The following is a 17,145-nucleotide window of genomic DNA, read 5'->3' as shown; positions in this document are numbered from 1 at the left end:
CAGCAAGCGGGAAAGACCCGATACTCGCTTTGCAATGCCAACAGTGATTGAGAAACAGCCTCATATTAGGCACTCCCCCCGCCAATCACGTTGATCTACGTCAAAGGAGGTAGCGAAGAGCGCGTAGCCCGACGATTTGTCGGCGCAGATCACCCTTTGCCTGCCGTTAGCCACGGCGAACCAACCGGTAGGCCACCTCATCGAAGTAGGAGAGCTGACCCGACAGCACCCGCGGGTGATCCACCTCAGCAGCGCGCCCCAGCACCTCGATACGAAAATCGCGCTCGAACAGGGCTCGCACCTCCATCTCACCCACCGAGAAGGGGGGCTGACTCTGCTGCTCAGGCTGATATTCGAGGGTCACCAGCAGGATCTGGCCACCGGTCTCGACCAGCGAACTGATCAGGGCTGCATACTGGCGGCGCATCGCGGTCGGCAGGGCGATCAAAGCCGCGCGGTCATAGACCAGCCGGTAACGGCGACCTAGACTGGGGGCGGCGAAAAAATCCCCCTGAAAAATGCGCAGGCTGTCCACCTGATGGCACTGATAAGGGCCCACTTCGCTGACGGTCGCGGCGAGCTGGTTTTCACTGAAGAACTGACTGACGGCAAGGCTCGATAGCTCGAAACCGTCGACCGGATGGCCCTGAGCGCTCAGCCAGAGCATGTCGCGGGACTTGCCGCACAGGGGAACCAGCACCGGCTCGTCCGCTTGCTGGGCTGACCACCAGGATTGCAGCCAGTGGTTGAAGTCCGCCTGATGAAAGCCAATACGGTTCTCTTCCCAACGCTGATGCCAAAACGCAGCTTCCATCGTTATTACCCTTCTGTACTAAAGATGCCTCAATATCACAACTTAACCGGCACCGCGCAACCCTCTGCCCTCCCCTTTTTGCCGCGAAGTCTCAGCGTGTTATCGGGCGAATGATGGGACGTCACCTTGCCCTGCGCCTCGCTGTCGCAATCGGCGCTATTGGGTACGTTTATGACGGGCAGTGGCATACCAACCCATGCAAAAACGTCATGGGTGTATGGCGATGAATGAATAAAAGGAATGACGTTGGCAGGCCAACTCGTGCCTGCCAACACCAGAAAGATCACGACAGTGTGGCGCGAGCGGCCGCCAGCTGGCGCTCGATATAAGCAAAATCGGGACGATCGGCGGGGAGTTCCGAGAGGCAGGCCGCTTTGAGCTGATGCAACCCATCAAGCGGTGAGTCTTGCGTATCGCAATGGGCCAACAGCTCCTCCAGCAGGCAACCAAAGGCGCGCACTTCCAGTCGCTCAAGGCCCACGGCCCGCTCGCGGTCGCAGCGGTCATATAAGGAAGCCGCGCCAAAATCCCCCAGCAGGGCGCGAGCCGGTGCGTCAGACCCACGGGCAAACAGGATATTGTGACCGTAGAGATCCCCGTGCATGATGCCCGCGCGGTGCAGATGGCCCGCCACCGAGGCGATGCCGTGGGCCATCGCCAGCGCATCCGGCACACAGAGGCGCAGCCCCTCGGGATAGATATCCCGGGTGCAGGAGTCCAGGCTCGGCGGCCCGGCCAGATTGGCAAAGGCCGGGTCGATCAGCTCCATCACCAGCGCCGGAATACCGGAGGGGTGATCCGCCACCTTGCCTATCACCTTGATAAGGTTGGGATGAGTGCCCGCCGCCAGCGATGCCGCCATCTCGCAGCGGGGCAGCCCATCGCTGGTCACCGCCCCCTTGAACAGCTTGACCGCCACCTGACTGGCATCAGCTCTGTCGCTCGCCTGAATCACCTCATCGGCGCTCTCATCAGCCATGTCACCAACCATGTCATCAAAAATAGTGGCGCGATGGATAACGCCGGATGCTCCCTGCCCCAGCAGCTCGCCCAGCGCCAGCGTCTCCCAGGCAAGAGGCGTGACATGGGCATCATCGATGGCCCGCGCCTCCTCCCCTTCGCTAAAGGGGTTGCCTGAGTAGGCAAGCCAGGAAAGGAGCGGCAGCGCCAGCAGCCACTCGGGGAAGCGTTCGATGCGGTTGGCGGCGATGCGCAGCAGCTCCAGATTGCGGCAGTTGGCAAGGCTCACCGGCAGCTCGCGCAGGCAGTTGCCCGCCAGCATCAGCTTTTGCAGGGCATCGCACTGGCCCAATTCATCCGGCAACTGTTCCACCGCATTGTCGGTCAGGATCAACCAGCGCAAACCCGCAGGCAGCGCTTTGGCCGAAACTGTGACGATCTGGTTGGCCTTAAAGCCCACCATAGTAAGCGCCGGGCAGCGCCCTAGCACCTCGGGCAGCTCGGTAAAGCGGTTTTCGGAGCAGAAGATGATGCGCAGTTTGCCAAATCCGGCCAGCTCGTCAGGGAGCGCGCTCAGCTGGTTGCCGGTGAGATCCAGCACCTCCAGCGTCTCTTTCAGGCTCAAAATCTCGGTGGGGAACTCCGTCAGGTTTTCACAAAGCTTCAGATGGCGGGCACCGCACAGTTCACCTGCGCGCAGCTGTTCCAGAGTATGCATAACCGTTTCTCAATCCTGATGATCTGCCTGATGACCTAGCCAGCCACCAGCGCGCGCCGAACCCGGGTCCGGCGGTTTTAAAGGGGGGCATTATAAAGAATTCGGGGCTCAGATCGCCCCTTTTGTTGCTTTGGCGAAGCTCGGGGCTCAGCCACACCACCTCAGCAAATTGACGAAGAGACGTAGGGTACAATAAGTGCATTGCACCGTTTGCAGCGCGGCTTTTGCACGAGGGATTGGACGCCAAATTAGCGGTGCAATTTCATTGCACCCTACGGCTACGGCTACGGCTACGGCTACGGCAATAGCCAAAAGTACGAAATGAGTTTTGCATAGCGCTCAAGGAGAGGAGCGAAAAGATCTCGAAGAGCAATGTCATCAAACGTGTCACTTTCATGCTTGTTCGTAGACGAGAAATTCGGAGAGGTGCTCTGACAACTCAGGTCTTCAATCTCTCCTATACGCTCCTCTATAGCTGAAATCGCGCTATGCAACACCTTATCCGGTACTCCAAAGCGTGGTGCGAACTTTTTCAGAGCATCAATCCTATCTGACAGAGAGGACTCACTATCATCGTCACGAATACGGCTTGCATTATCCTTGAACTCTTCGAGAACCGCGTCCTGCAAGGCAAGAGTAATGCTAACAGGCATCCCACTTGCTGCATCCACCATATCGACAAACGTGGTGAGCATATCACTTGAACTCCAACGTATAGTGTCCATAAGCGCCTTTTCAATGAGTTCTAGTAATTCGGCTTTATAAATGAACGCTCGGTCACCCCCTCTATCACTCAACCAACAAAAGAGGTCGAGCAGAGCCTCCCCATCCGACCATGCTCCAAAGCCATTTTGAGGGTTTCGGGCAATATTCATGAGGCTATCTGCAAACCGCTGTTCATTCGTGAGCAGCCACCAATCCATAAGAATTCGAAGCCGCTTGGAGTTTGCGGCATCGTTGTATTCGAGAGTTTGAGGATACCCAGCTTTCGGACGCCAGTGTTGACGCGTTTCTATCATCTCCAGCATACCTAAACAAGCTATGGCAATATTCGCTTGGTCTCCTTCGCTGAGCCCATGTGGATGTACGAAGTCCCAAAGTCGCGACAGCCAATCAATTGAAGCCGCAGCGGGCACAAGGCGAACAAGAAGACCGGGGTCCTGCAGGTAGGTTGAAAGATAATCCTTGAGTGAAGGATTGATAAAAAAGACTCTCGGTACACCGATATTAACGATGCTGATGAAGCTACCTTCCAAAATTCGAAGAGCTTCTTCGAAATCTTTAGGCCCGTGAGCTTGACCATAAGCGACGCTCATTACGTTATGCAGATGATCGTAAGATGAACGAAGAGTTGCGAGAGGTACTCCATATTCTGTGAGGAAAAACATCGTTATCAGCAAGTGCCTGCATCGATCATCAATGTGCGTGCGGAAGGCTGTATCCCAAATCTGGCTGGGATTGTTCAAGGCACCTATAAAAGCCATGGGATAATTTGCGGGTTCGATATCACCGATACGTAATATATCGGTCATAGCTTCAATGACTCGTGGATTATAGTTTTTGTGATCAACAATCTCAGCTAGTTTATTGCTTTCCAACAAAGCACTAATATGCGATAACGGTGTCGCTGACACAAAAAGATGATTGTATAAAATCCGAGCCTTTATACGGCGGGTATAAATGCCAACATCTAGTACATACTTAGTTACATCGAGGTTCGGATCACCGAGATATTCAGAGACTCTTCGAGCCTCCTCAAATATATAGCCCCTCGTCGTCAGAATAAAAAGAGCATTCGGTGAGCGACGAACACGGTTCATGAAACGTGCCAGATCGGAGTCTTTATGAGATAAAGCTTGCCGATCGAGTGCAACCTTCCCAAGGAAGTCATCAAAGAAAAAGACCTGTTTTTTGCTGTCGGTGATAGCGGCGAAGCCATCCTCCAGACTACGAATGGGAACTAGCTCCCACTGTTCACTTAGGAAGGTGTAGCAAAGCATTTCAGCCAAAGTCGTTTTGCCAACACCCGGTGGCCCAGAAATGATAAGAAGTCGATATTTTTCTAGCGTAACCAGTGACTCGTCGAAACTAGGATTTGATGCATACACCCGAACTTTCTGCTCGATCTCTTCTCTCGTACATGAAGCAAAGGTATATGCTGCCGCACGTATGACTTGCTCCAGAATAGCCGTACCTGATAGCCACAATTTGATATGCGACTTGAGAATATCAGGATACTTCCTAAGCAGGGCATTGATGTCTTCTGGCCCAAAAATATCCGATTCGGACTTCAAGCTTGAACCTATGATCGTAGAAAGCTTCCCCTTGCTGGCAGGAGTGAATTTACAAGTGGTCGCTAGAATATATCGAGAAGGACTGAGCTTATTGATCGACAAACGTTCACGCTTCATGGTGGCCGCCAGCTTACTGAACGGTGAACCCTCATAATGCTTCGCCTGTAGAATTACATTCCCATTGGCATTTGAGTGTCGGCCATCAATACCACTATCTGGTCCCGCACAAAATGCTTCGAAGCGAAGCCCCTCTTCTGCCCCAATAAGATCCCTAACGAGATCTTCAAAATCTACGGGGGATAGATTTCTGAAGTCATAATTCATGCTGCTGTGCCAATTAAAATACGTCCTCCAACGGAAGTTCTAAACTCAACGATTACGGCTACCAAGACATCAAAATTGATGGTCTCTGCCTTGAACTGATTACGACGGTCTTCACCCTTAATAACGATGTTTATCTGCACTTTGGTCACCCATGGGCTGTACCTCTCAACGGTGATTGAAGGCAAACCGACTTCATTAAGGTTGGCAATGAATCCTGCATCGAGAAGGCATCACTCCTGCAGAACTTAGGAAAATCACCATCTTTGGTTACGTATAGCCACTCGTTTAATCCTCTCATCAGACATACCTACTGCCCCTTAATTACAACTCTCATTCTGTAGACACATCACCTGTGGCCTTACTCTGGCCTAGTAAATTCGTGGCTTCGACAAGATAGCTACTAAGTGGTTATGTTAACAACTAAACCGGCATAGGGAAGAGTGAAAATTGAAATTTCACATTCAAGATCAACAAATTAGTTACATTTTTTGGCTAGAACGAGCAAATAAAAACAGGGGGGCATTAGTGCTTGGGTGTGGAAAGAAAAGACGCCCTCGGGCGTCTTTCTTATTAGTGAGGTTGGCGGTAAACCGGTTGTGAGCGTTACCCCTCCCCGCCCTGCCCGCAATCCTATCAGATCGGGGTGATGGAGGTGATATGGGCATCCCCGTCCAGTGATTTGAAGATCTGTACCACGGCTTCGCCATGGATCGGTTTGGCAAGCGGTACAGTGCTCTTGCACTTGAAGCGGTAGTTGGTGCCAGCCACCACCTGGGTGGCGACTTCAAAGGGTACATACTGCACCCCGACAAATCCTTTCAGCGCCTGATCAAATACCGCCTGATCCTCGGCGGTCAGCTTGTGATATGCGGTCCATCCACCCACCAACACTGCTTGTTCTGACATATCGAACTCTCCGTGCTCTATGATCCCGACTCGTTTGGCCGTTCGGGCTGCGCCCCGTTGATTCAAGTGGTTTCCGGTCTCCACCGGGGTGTCATCACTGCCGGTTGGCGCGATGACGATGAGCAAATTTGCGCAGCTATCTGCAACTGGATCAGCCCTCCCCCTTGCCACAAGCCGCTGTTGACAGCGGGCTCAATTGGCATGAGAGAGCCTAGTGCGGGATGGCAAAAATGCCCCTGTCACATATGACAGGGGCAAGGTGGCGAAAAAGCTGCTCGAAAAAAGAAGATATGTGGCGCAAACGATTGAGAAAAGAAAAGACGCCTCAAGGGCGTCTTTTTGCATTTTTATGCTCTAAGGGCAGAAGGGCGCGAGCCGCTTATTCCCATTCGATGGTTGCGGGCGGCTTGCCGGAGACGTCGTACACCACGCGGGAGATACCGTTGATCTCGTTGATGATGCGGTTCGATACGTGACCGAGGAAGTCGTACGGCAGGTGAGCCCAGTGGGCGGTCATAAAGTCGATGGTTTCGACGGCGCGAAGCGCAATGACCCAGTCATATTTGCGACCATCGCCCATCACGCCAACGGAGCGCACCGGCAGGAACACGGCGAACGCCTGGCTGACCTGGTTGTAGAGGTCGGCTTTGCGCAGCTCTTCGATAAAGACCGCATCGGCGCGGCGCAGAATATCGCAGTACTCTTTCTTCACTTCGCCAAGGACGCGCACGCCCAGACCCGGGCCCGGGAACGGGTGACGGTAGAGCATGTCGTAGGGCAGACCCAGCTCGAGGCCGACGCGGCGCACTTCATCTTTGAACAGCTCGCGCAGCGGCTCGACCAGACCCATTTTCATCTCTTCCGGCAGGCCGCCGACGTTGTGGTGAGACTTGATAACGTGGGCCTTGCCGGTCTTGCTGGCAGCGGATTCGATAACGTCCGGATAGATGGTGCCTTGTGCCAGCCACTTGGCATTTTTCAGCTTTTTCGCTTCATCATCAAACACTTCGACGAAGACGCGGCCGATGATCTTGCGCTTGGCTTCCGGCTCGTCAACACCGGCCAGGGCAGAGAGGAAGCGCTCTTCGGCTTCAACCTTGATGATGTTGAGACCAAAGTGGTCACCAAACATCTCCATCACCTGCTCGCCTTCGTTCAGACGCAGCAGACCGTTGTCCACGAAGACGCAGGTGAGGCGATCGCCGATGGCGCGGTGCACCAGCATGGCAACCACGGAGGAGTCGACACCGCCGGAGAGGCCGAGGATCACTTCATCGTCACCCACCTGCTCGCGGATACGGGCGACGGCGTCGTCGATGATGGTGGCCGGGGTCCAGAGGCATTCGCAGCCGCAGATGTCTTTGACGAAGTGCTCCAGCATGCGGGCACCCTGACGGGTGTGGGTCACTTCCGGGTGGAACTGCACGCCGTAGAAGCGCTTGGCCTCACACGCCATGGCCGCGTGGGGGCAGGTCGGGGTTTGGGCGATGGTGGTGAAGTCGGCCGGAATGGTGGTGACCTTGTCACCGTGGCTCATCCAGACATCCAGCAGGGCGTTGCCGTTGTCGGCGATGGCATCTTCGATATTGCGCAAGAGGGCGCTGCTCTTGCCAGCTTCGCCCAGCACTTCCACCTTGGCGTAACCGAATTCACGCTCGGTAGAGGATTGCACCTTGCCACCCAGCTGCTCGGCCATGGTCTGCATGCCATAGCAGATGCCGAACACAGGGACACCGGCGTTGAACACATACTCGGGGGCACGCGGGCTGCCCGCTTCGGTGACGGACTCGGGGCCGCCGGAGAGGATGATGCCGCTCGGATTGAATTCGCGGATCTGCTCTTCGGTTACGTCCCAGGCCCACAGTTCGCAGTAGACGCCGATTTCGCGCACGCGGCGGGCGATCAGCTGGGTGTACTGGGAACCGAAGTCGAGGATAAGGATACGGTGCTGGTGAATGTCTTTAGTCATTTTATTCCTGCATCAGGCTGATGTTGTCACAAAGGGCACGGGATAAAAAAAGGGTGGAAAAACGGGGCGCAGGGCCCCGTTTTATCAGCCCATCCGATAGTTGGGGGCTTCTTTGGTAATGGTCACATCGTGGACGTGGGACTCTTTCATCCCGGCGCCGGAGATGCGCACGAATTCAGCTTTGGTGCGCATGTCGTCGATGGTGGCGCTGCCGGTCAGGCCCATGGAGGAGCGCAGGCCGCCCATCTGCTGGTGGATGATCTCTTTGAGGCGACCCTTGTACGGCACGCGGCCTTCGATCCCTTCCGGCACCAGCTTGTCGGCGGCATTGTCGGTCTGGAAGTAGCGGTCGCTGGAGCCTTTGGACATGGCGCCCAAGGAACCCATACCACGGTAGGATTTGAAGGAGCGACCCTGATAGAGCTCGATCTCGCCCGGCGCTTCTTCAGTACCGGCGAACATGGAACCTACCATGACGCAGCTGGCGCCCGCGGCAATGGCCTTGGCGATGTCGCCGGAGAAGCGGATACCACCATCGGCAATCACCGGAATACCGGTGCCTTCCAGCGCGTCAACGGCGTCGGAGATGGCGGTGATCTGGGGCACGCCCACGCCGGTCACGATACGGGTAGTACAGATGGAGCCCGGGCCGATACCGACCTTGACGGCGTTGACACCGGCAGCAGCCAGCGCCTTGGCGCCCGCGGCGGTCGCCACGTTGCCACCGATAATCTGCAGATCCGGATAGGCGTCGCGAGTAGCCTTGATGCGATCCAGTACGCCCTGAGAGTGGCCGTGGGAGGAGTCGATCAGCAGCACGTCAACACCGGCTTCCACCAGCGCAGCAACGCGCTCTTCGTTACCGGCACCGGCACCGACCGCAGCACCGACCCGCAGACGACCCTTGTCATCTTTACAGGCGTGCGGCTTGCGCTCGGCTTTCTGGAAATCTTTAACGGTGATCATGCCCTTGAGTTTGAAGTCGGCGTTCACCACCAGCACTTTTTCGATACGGTGCTTTTGCATCAGGGCAACCACCTCTTCACGAGGGGCCCCTTCACGCACGGTGACCAGACGATCTTTCTGGGTCATGATCTGTTCAACGGTCTGGGAGAGGTCAATCACGAAGCGCACATCACGGCCGGTGATGATACCGACCAGCTGATTGCCGTCAGTCACCACGGGGTAACCGGCGAAGCCGTTCTTGTGGCTCAGCTCCTTGATTTGGGCGATGGTCATGTCAGGGCGCACGGTGACAGGGTCAGTGACCACGCCGCTCTCGTACTTCTTGACCTTCCGCACTTCAGCAGCCTGCTGCTCGATGGACATGTTCTTGTGGATAAAGCCGATACCGCCTTCCTGGGCCAGTGCGATAGCCAGACGGGCTTCGGTCACTGTGTCCATGGCAGCGGAGATCATCGGAATGTTCAAGCTGATGGCGGAGGTCAGCTTGGTACGCAGATCGGCAGTATTGGGAAGAACTTCGGAGTGGGCGGGAACCAACAGTACATCGTCGAAGGTTAACGCTTCTTTGGCAATCCTGAGCATGGCAATATCTCACCGTTGAGGAAGTGGGGGTGTAAAATATTGCCGACGAAGTTTACTCACGCATTGGTCACTGGTAAAGAAGTTTTTTGAATTTTTTATGGCATAGCCCTCTTTTAGGCGGCCAAAACGCCAAAAAACCAAGATTATCAGTACGAAAAGCGCCATTTCGGGGCAAAAGAGTTGGCTAACCGGTGATTTATGCAAAACCGGTAGGTGCCGACGCAGCCCAACCTCCATGCAACGAGATGATCGACAGGGGCTCAGGGGGCAAGCGGCCTCTGACCACCCTCCCCTTATCTTGTGTCCTTGTATTGTCTCTTGCCCTCGCGGCGACCACTCGCACCGGTATCATTCTCTTCTCAATGTCCTTTGCTCGGTCTGGATAATAAATTTCGCCCGCTGCCAATATATATTTCCCGGCACAACAAGGGTTGCCTCTCTTTATTATTTTCGCCCCACCATCCGCAGTAAGGTATTATCTTTATCCAGAAGATGATGTTTCAACGCCCCGACAATATGCACCAGCAACAGGGCCAGCATGATATAGGGCAAGTAAACATGGACGGCATGGGCAATATCCCGAATGGATTCACTGTATGGAATAACATTGGCAGGATCATTGATATCTGGATTCATCGGGATAATAAACCAGCCAAACAGGGCAACGCCACGCCCGGCCGCGCCGGAATAGCAGAGACCTGAAACCGGAATAAGCAGGGTTGAAACAAGCAATCCCCAATGTATCGCCTTGGCAGCCAATGCCTCGTAAGCGGGATATTGGCGAACTGGCGTCGGCCACCCTTTGCCAAGGCGGATAATGGCGCGTGGCAGGATCAAGACCAGTGCAATGACTCCCAGGGATTTATGCAGGGCGTAGAGATCCCATATTTCAAATTTCACCATCAGATAACCCAGCAGGGTCAAGCCAATCATCAGCAAGGCGACCGACCAGTGCAGCAAGCGGGTCGTCAAACTTAACGGGATCGAGGAATTCATGAGCTACTCCAAACAGGGGGGTGGGTAAAAGGTGGTCAAGGTCGCGGAACCCTGAATATCAACGGCAAAAAGTGGCCCGATGCGGGCAATAGCGAGGGCTTTTGTCGGGAGACATACTGCCTGTCCGGATAAATGGCTGCGTTTCCAATCTTGCTTTTCTGCTGCTGGCCCTGACCGGCCACTCATCCCTTTGTGCTCGCGTGCCGGGATCTGCAGGCACCTCCTGTTTAGCGCACTCCCCCAGTTTCGGGTTAAGATAGCGGCTATCGTTTTATCCCGGCGCTGCCGGAGCAGACCACAGGTACGCCTTTGAACCGATTTACCCCATCCAGTGCGGCGAACGGCCGCGAGCAGCAGGTCTTTACCGTCACCCGCCTCAACAGCGCCGTGCGCATGATCCTGGAGCAGGATCTGGGGCTGGTGTGGCTGACCGGCGAGCTCTCCAATCTGGCGATGCCAAGCTCCGGCCACTGGTACTTCTCGCTTAAGGACATGTCGGCGCAGGTACGCTGCGCCATGTTCAAGGGCAACAACCGGCGGGTGGCCTTCCGCCCGCAGGATGGCATGCAGGTACTGGTGCAGGCGCGGGTCTCCCTCTATGAGCCGCGCGGCGACTACCAGCTGATCATCGAGTCGATGCAGCCCGCTGGCGACGGCGTGTTGGCGCTGCGTTTTGAAGAGCTCAAACGCCGCCTCGGCGCCGAGGGGCTGTTTGACGAGAGCCGCAAGCGGCCGCTGCCCCGCGAACCGCGCGCGGTGGGCCTCATCACCTCCGCCACCGGCGCGGCTTTGCACGATATGCTGACCGTGCTTAAACGGCGAGCACCGGATCTGCCGGTCTTTATCTACCCGACTCAGGTACAAGGCAGCGCAGCCATCAGCCAGATCGTCGCGGCGATCGCCAAAGCGAACCAGCGCGCCGAGGTGGATGTGCTGATCGTTGGCCGCGGCGGCGGCTCGCTCGAAGATCTCTGGTGCTTTAACGAAGAGGCGGTGGCGCGCGCCATTGCCCACTCCACCATCCCGGTTATCAGCGCGGTGGGCCATGAGGTGGATGTCACCATCAGCGACTTTGCCGCCGACTTGCGCGCCCCTACCCCGTCGGCCGCCGCCGAGCTGGTGGCGCCGGACAATCAGGCCCGTATCCAGCGCCTCGCCCACCTCAAGCAGCGACTGCTGCAGGCGATGAGTCGCCAGCAGACCGCTGCCCGCCACGATTTCATCCTGCTGCAAAAGCGGCTCGACCATCAGGATCCAAAGCGGCGGCTGGAACAGCAGTCCCAGCGCCTAGACGAACTTTCTGCCCGTTTGCAGCAGCTGCTTCGCCAGCGGCTGCATCAGGGAGAGCGGCGGCTCGCCAATCTAGAACTGCGCCTGCAGGGCAAGAGCCCGGAGCGCTTGCTGGCCGCCGGCAAGCGCCGCCACCAGCTGGCCGAGGAGCGGCTTCATGCCCTGATTGCCAAGCGCCAGGATCTGGCGAGCCACCGCCTCGCCATGCTCACCGCCCGCCTCGACGGGGTGAGCCCGCTCGCCACCCTGGGTCGTGGCTACTCCATCACTCGCACCCCGCGCGGCGAGGTCATTAGCCGCGCCGATCAGGTCAACAGTGGCGATCAGCTCATCACCACCCTGGCGCAAGGGAGCCTGCAGGTGCGGGTCGAGGGGATCGTCAAGGACTCTGCGCAGTAGATCAGCCGAGTCAAACTGTTAGCCAACGGGCTATCCAGCCCGGCTGCTGGCCCGTTAATCAACCAAACAAAAAGGCCACCACCGCAAACACGGTGGTGGCCTTTTTATCGCGGGAGCTGGCGACCGCTCAACCCTTGGCGCGGCGCGCGACCAGGGTGAACTTGTAGTCATCGCTCTTGAAGAAATTGCGACTGAACTCGAACACTGTGCCATCTTGCAGGAAGCCGCGGGAGACCTTCTCGATAATGGGCTTGGCGGGGTCGATACCGAGCGCCTCCACCACCTGCGCCGAGGGGAGCACCGGAATGACCTCCTGCTCGCTGCGGTCGATCACCAGCTGCTTCACCTCTTCGATGTAGTGGTACTTGGAGCCCTGCATCACCGCATAGCTGAGGTCGGGGAAGAGGGCGAGCGGCATCCAGGTCTCCTCCAGCGTTACCGCGATCTGGCGAATAAAGCGCACCCGCTTGACGTAGTAGACCAGCGCCCCTTCCAGCAGATTGAGCCGCTCGGCCAGCTCGCTGCTCGCCTTGATCACCTCGAAGGCAAGAATGTCGCTGTGAGTCTCGGCCGCCGGATCAGTCACCTTCTCGTAGAGGCTGGTGAGCTGATAGATGTCGTAGTTCACCTTCTCCTGCCGCACGTAGCTGCCGCTGCCCTGAATGCTCTCGATGACGTTGAGTTCGGTCAGCTGCTTGAGGGCCTGACGCACCGTCACCCGGCTCACCCCGAACTGCTCGCGCAACTCGGCTTCGGTGGGCAGGGCATCGCCGGGGGCCAGCTCCCCTTGCGCAATCCACTGCTGGATGGTGTCGGCTATCTGGCGATACATGGGTTTTTTCGACACGAAAGGCCACCTCGTCGGCTCTGCACCATGATAAATGGAAGAGGCGCCATTCTACCCCAGTTACCCGGCAGACAAAACGGCTCAGCCTCATTTGACCTAACAAATCACCTTGACCAAACAATACAAAAACAATACAAATAACGAATTGTATGATACCACTCACAAAAATCAGTCGGCCGGTTTGTTAGCATCGCTGTCACTTTCACCATGACGGCTTGCTGGCAAGCCAACCTGACAGAGGATCATCATGAATCTGACCAGTCTTACCGGCCCCCATCTCATCACGCTGCAAACCCGGTTTGCCGATCGGGATGCGGCCATTCATGCCCTGGCTGATCGGCTCGATCAGGCCGGCAAGCTGCACGACAAGGCCGCCTTTCTGGCCGCGGTCATGGCCCGCGAGGCACAGGGCCCCACCGCCCTTGGCGAAGGGCTGGCGGTGCCCCACGGCAAGTGCGATGCGGTGCGCGAAGCGGCCTTTGCCGTCGCTACCCTGAGCGAAGAGCTGGGCTGGGAGGGGATCGACGGCCCCGAGCCGGTCAACCTGATCTTCATGCTGGCGATCCCGACCGATCAGGCGGGCTCCACCCATATGCAGCTGCTCACCACCCTCACCACCGCCCTGGTGGATGACAATACCCGCGAGGCGGTGCTGGCGGCTCAAAGTGCCGAACAGTTGATGGCACTGCTCGATGGTGAAGGGGATGGCGGCAAGCAACCAGAAAAAGAAGACAATTTAAATACAAATAAACCCACTGTGGTCTGTGTCACCGCCTGCCCGGCGGGGATCGCCCACACCTATATGGCCGCCGAGTATCTGGAAAAGGCGGGGCGCAAGCTGGGTATTCGGGTACTGGTCGAGAAGCAGGGTGCCAACGGCATCGAGGATCGCTTGCCGCAAGAGGCGCTCGATGCTGCGGTGGCCTGCATCTTCGCCGCCGAGGTGGCCATCAAGGAGCAGGAGCGTTTCGCTGGCATCCCCCGTATCGAGACGCCGGTGGCCGAGCCCATCCGCCATGCCGAGCGGATCCTCAATGAGGCGCTGGAAGCGGCCAAGAGTGGTCGCACAGCCCCGAAACCAAACCTCAGCCAGAGCGACGCGCCAACCGTCAAGAAGGTGAGCCTCAAGACCGAGCTCAAGCAGGCGCTGCTGAGTGGTATCTCCTTTGCCGTGCCGCTGATCGTGGCGGGCGGTACCGTGCTCGCCGTCTCTGTGCTGCTGGCCCAGATCTTCGGCCTGCAGCATCTGTTTGATACCGAGAACTCCTGGCTCTGGATGTACCGCAAGCTGGGCGGCGGCATGCTGGGCACCCTGATGGTGCCGGTGCTGGCGGCCTATACCGCCTATTCGCTGGCAGACAAACCGGCGCTGGGCCCGGGCTTTGCGGCGGGACTGGCCGCCAACATGATTGGCTCCGGTTTTCTCGGCGGGGTGGTAGGCGGTCTTATCGCCGGTTACCTGATGCGCTGGGTCAAGCAGCATGTACGCCTTAGCCCCAACTTCAACGGCTTTCTTACCTTTTACCTCTATCCGGTGATCGGCACTCTGGTGGCGGGCAGCCTGATGCTGTTTGTCATCGGCCAGCCGGTAGCCTGGCTCAACAACAGCCTCACCGAGTGGCTCAATGGCCTCTCCGGCACCAATGCGCTGGTACTGGGCGCCCTGCTCGGCTTTATGTGCTCGTTTGACCTGGGTGGCCCGGTCAACAAGGCGGCCTACGCCTTCTGCCTCGGCGCCATGGCCAACGGGGTCTACGGCCCCTACGCCATCTTCGGCGCGGTCAAGATGGTCTCGGCCTTTACCGTCACCTTCTCCACCCTGCTGGCGCCGCGCCTGTTCCAGACCTTCGAGATCGAGACCGGCAAGTCCACCTGGCTGCTGGGGCTGGCAGGGATCACCGAGGGTGCCATTCCGATGGCCATCGAAGATCCAATCCGGGTGATCGGCTCCTTCCTCGCAGGCTCGGTGGTCACCGGCGCCATGGTGGGAGCCATGGGGATTGGTCTCTCCACCCCGGGGGCCGGCATCTTCTCCCTCTTCCTGCTCCACGATGGCGGACACGGCGCCCTGATGGCAGCCGCCGTCTGGCTCGGTGCGGCACTGTTGGGCACCCTCATCTCCACTGTGGTGCTGATCGGCTGGCGCCGTCACGCCATGCAGCGCGGCACCTATCAGGTGGTCGCCGCAGAGTAAGGCTCATCTTCACTACCGCTTTTTCAACAGACTATTTTTTCCGCACGGCAGGCAAGGGCCGCCGTGCGTCAGCAAAGGATCATTGTCATGACAGTTTCACGAGTTCACATCACGCCGCACATGCACTGGGATCGGGAGTGGTACTTCACCACCGAGGAGTCCCGCATCCTGCTGGTCAACAACATGGCGGAGATCCTGGCGCGTCTTGAATCCGACCCTGACTACAAGTTCTACGTGCTCGACGGCCAGACCGCGGTACTGGAGGATTACTTTGCCATCCAGCCCGAGAACAAGGCCCGGGTGAAGGCGCTGGTGGAAGCGGGCAAGCTCATCATCGGCCCCTGGTACACCCAGACCGACACCATGCAGGTGAGCGGCGAGTCCATCCTGCGCAACCTGCTCTACGGGATGCGCGACTGCCTTAGCCTTGGCGAGCCGATGAAGATCGGTTACCTGCCCGATTCGTTCGGCATGTCCTCCCAGCTGCCCCACATCTTCAACGGCTTCGGGATAGATCGAGCCATGTTCTGGCGCGGCTGCTCCGAGCGCCACGGCACCGACAAGACCGAGTTCCTCTGGCAGAGCAATGATGGCAGCGAGGTGACCGCCCAGGTGCTGCCGCTCGGCTACGCCATCGGCAAGTACCTGCCGGAAGATGAAGCGGGCCTGCGCAAGCGGCTCGAATCCTACTTCGAGGTACTGGAGAAGGCCTCTGTCACCCAAGATATCCTGCTGCCCAACGGCCACGACCAGATGCCGCTGCAACAGAACATCTTCGCCATCATAGACAAGCTGCGCGAGATCTACCCCCAGCGTGAATTCCACATGAGCCGCTTCGAGCAGGTCTTCGAGCGCATCGAGGCGTGCCGCGACCAGCTGGCCACCCTCAAGGGGGAGTTCAACGACGGCAAATACATGCGGGTACACCGCACCATCTCCTCCACCCGGATGGACATCAAGCTGGCCCACGCCGCAATCGAGAACAAGATCGTCAACATCCTCGAGCCGCTGGCAAGCATCGCCTGGGCGCTCGGCTTCGAGTACCACCATGGTCTGCTTGAGAAGATGTGGAAGGAGATCATGAAGAACCACGCCCATGACAGCATCGGCTGCTGCTGCAGCGACAAGGTGCATCAGGAGGTGATGACCCGCTTCATTCTGGCCGATGACATGGCCGAGAACCTGATCCGCTTCTACATGCGCAAGATTGTCGACAACATGCCGGTGGCGCTGTGCGAAGACGGGGTACAGGTGGCCGACAAACTCTGCCTGTTCAACCTGATGCCTTTTGCCCGTCAGGAGGTGATCAACACCAGCATCCGCATTCGCGCCCAATCCTTTGCCCTGCGCGATGAAGCGGGCCAATCGGTCCCCTACTTTATCCGCGCCAGACGGGAGATTGACCCGGGTCTGGTGGACAGACAGATCGTGCACTACGGCAACTACGACCCCTTTATGGAGTACGACATCCAGCTCTGCCATCCGCTGCCGGCCATGGGTTACTGCACTCTGCATATCGAGGGCAACCAGCCGGGACTGGAGCAGCCGGTGACTGCCAGCGGCGAGCTGCTGGAGAACGATTTTTACCGCATCGCCCTCAACGCCAACGGCACCCTGCAGATCCTGGACAAGCTGCGCGGCACCACCTTTGATCAGGTGCTTACTCTCGAAGAGGGCTCCGATGATGGCGACGAGTATGACTACTCGCCATCGCGGGACGAGTGGCTGCGCTACTCCACCGAGTTTGCCGTGACCCGCGAGGTCACCCATCAGGCGTGGCAGAGCATCGCCACCCTCAAGCTTCGCATGGCCTTGCCTGCCAACCTAGCCGAGCGGGCCAACCGCCAGTGCAGCGGCCACCTTGATGTCACCTGCCGCATCACGCT

11 protein-coding genes are annotated in these 17,145 nt (G+C 57.8%); 3 read left to right on the top strand and 8 right to left on the bottom strand.

Annotated elements, in window-relative coordinates:
* Positions 1-166 precede the first annotated feature (166 nt).
* The 7 genes from DBR30_RS10645 to DBR30_RS10610 form a co-directional block, all read right to left on the bottom strand.
* Positions 167-814 carry a thiopurine S-methyltransferase gene (locus tag DBR30_RS10645; protein ID WP_005337003.1) on the bottom strand — a complete coding sequence of 216 codons (648 nt, stop codon included), beginning with the start codon at positions 812-814 and terminating at the stop codon, positions 167-169.
* 283 nt (positions 815-1,097) lie between these two features.
* Positions 1,098-2,492, bottom strand: a complete 1,395-nt coding sequence (locus tag DBR30_RS10640; RefSeq protein ID WP_108539592.1) for a leucine-rich repeat-containing protein kinase family protein — start codon at positions 2,490-2,492, stop codon at positions 1,098-1,100.
* Between the two features lie 296 nt (positions 2,493-2,788).
* Positions 2,789-5,110, bottom strand: a complete 2,322-nt coding sequence (locus tag DBR30_RS10635) for a restriction endonuclease (protein WP_108539595.1) — start codon at positions 5,108-5,110, stop codon at positions 2,789-2,791.
* A gap of 633 nt (positions 5,111-5,743) precedes the next feature.
* Positions 5,744-6,016, bottom strand: a complete 273-nt coding sequence (locus tag DBR30_RS10625) for a hypothetical protein (RefSeq protein ID WP_042657913.1) — start codon at positions 6,014-6,016, stop codon at positions 5,744-5,746.
* A 379-nt stretch (positions 6,017-6,395) separates the two neighbouring features.
* Complete coding sequence (gene guaA, locus DBR30_RS10620) at positions 6,396-7,985, bottom strand: glutamine-hydrolyzing GMP synthase (RefSeq protein ID WP_019445882.1); 1,590 nt, start codon at positions 7,983-7,985, stop codon at positions 6,396-6,398.
* 84 nt (positions 7,986-8,069) lie between these two features.
* A complete protein-coding gene (gene guaB, locus DBR30_RS10615) occupies positions 8,070-9,533 on the bottom strand; it encodes an IMP dehydrogenase (RefSeq protein WP_005360033.1) in 1,464 nt (487 codons plus the stop codon).
* A 444-nt stretch (positions 9,534-9,977) separates the two neighbouring features.
* Complete coding sequence (locus tag DBR30_RS10610) at positions 9,978-10,529, bottom strand: cytochrome b (RefSeq protein ID WP_108539601.1); 552 nt, start codon at positions 10,527-10,529, stop codon at positions 9,978-9,980.
* Positions 10,530-10,838: 309 nt separating this feature from the next.
* Between DBR30_RS10610 and xseA the strand changes: the two genes are divergently transcribed.
* Positions 10,839-12,218: an exodeoxyribonuclease VII large subunit gene (gene xseA / locus DBR30_RS10605; RefSeq protein ID WP_108588339.1), complete on the top strand. Its 1,380-nt coding sequence runs from the start codon at positions 10,839-10,841 to the stop codon at positions 12,216-12,218.
* A 127-nt stretch (positions 12,219-12,345) separates the two neighbouring features.
* Here xseA and DBR30_RS10600 read toward each other — a convergent pair whose 3' ends face one another.
* Entirely contained in the window at positions 12,346-13,065 is a 720-nt protein-coding gene (locus DBR30_RS10600) for a GntR family transcriptional regulator (protein WP_108539604.1), read from the bottom strand.
* A 247-nt stretch (positions 13,066-13,312) separates the two neighbouring features.
* Between DBR30_RS10600 and mngA the strand changes: the two genes are divergently transcribed.
* Together mngA and DBR30_RS10590 are read left to right on the top strand one after the other, a co-directional pair.
* Entirely contained in the window at positions 13,313-15,259 is a 1,947-nt protein-coding gene (gene mngA, locus DBR30_RS10595; protein WP_108539607.1) for a PTS 2-O-a-mannosyl-D-glycerate transporter subunit IIABC, read from the top strand.
* Positions 15,260-15,346: 87 nt separating this feature from the next.
* Positions 15,347-17,145, top strand: a 1,799-nt coding sequence (locus DBR30_RS10590; RefSeq protein ID WP_258224391.1) for an alpha-mannosidase, incomplete at its 3' end; no start/stop codon positions are given.

The sequence above is a fragment of the Aeromonas sp. HMWF017 genome, from assembly GCF_003061465.1.
In the GTDB taxonomy this organism is placed as follows: domain Bacteria; phylum Pseudomonadota; class Gammaproteobacteria; order Enterobacterales; family Aeromonadaceae; genus Aeromonas; species Aeromonas veronii.
Note: the sequence above shows the minus strand (reverse complement) of the source record. Positions and strands in the feature narration are given on the sequence as shown.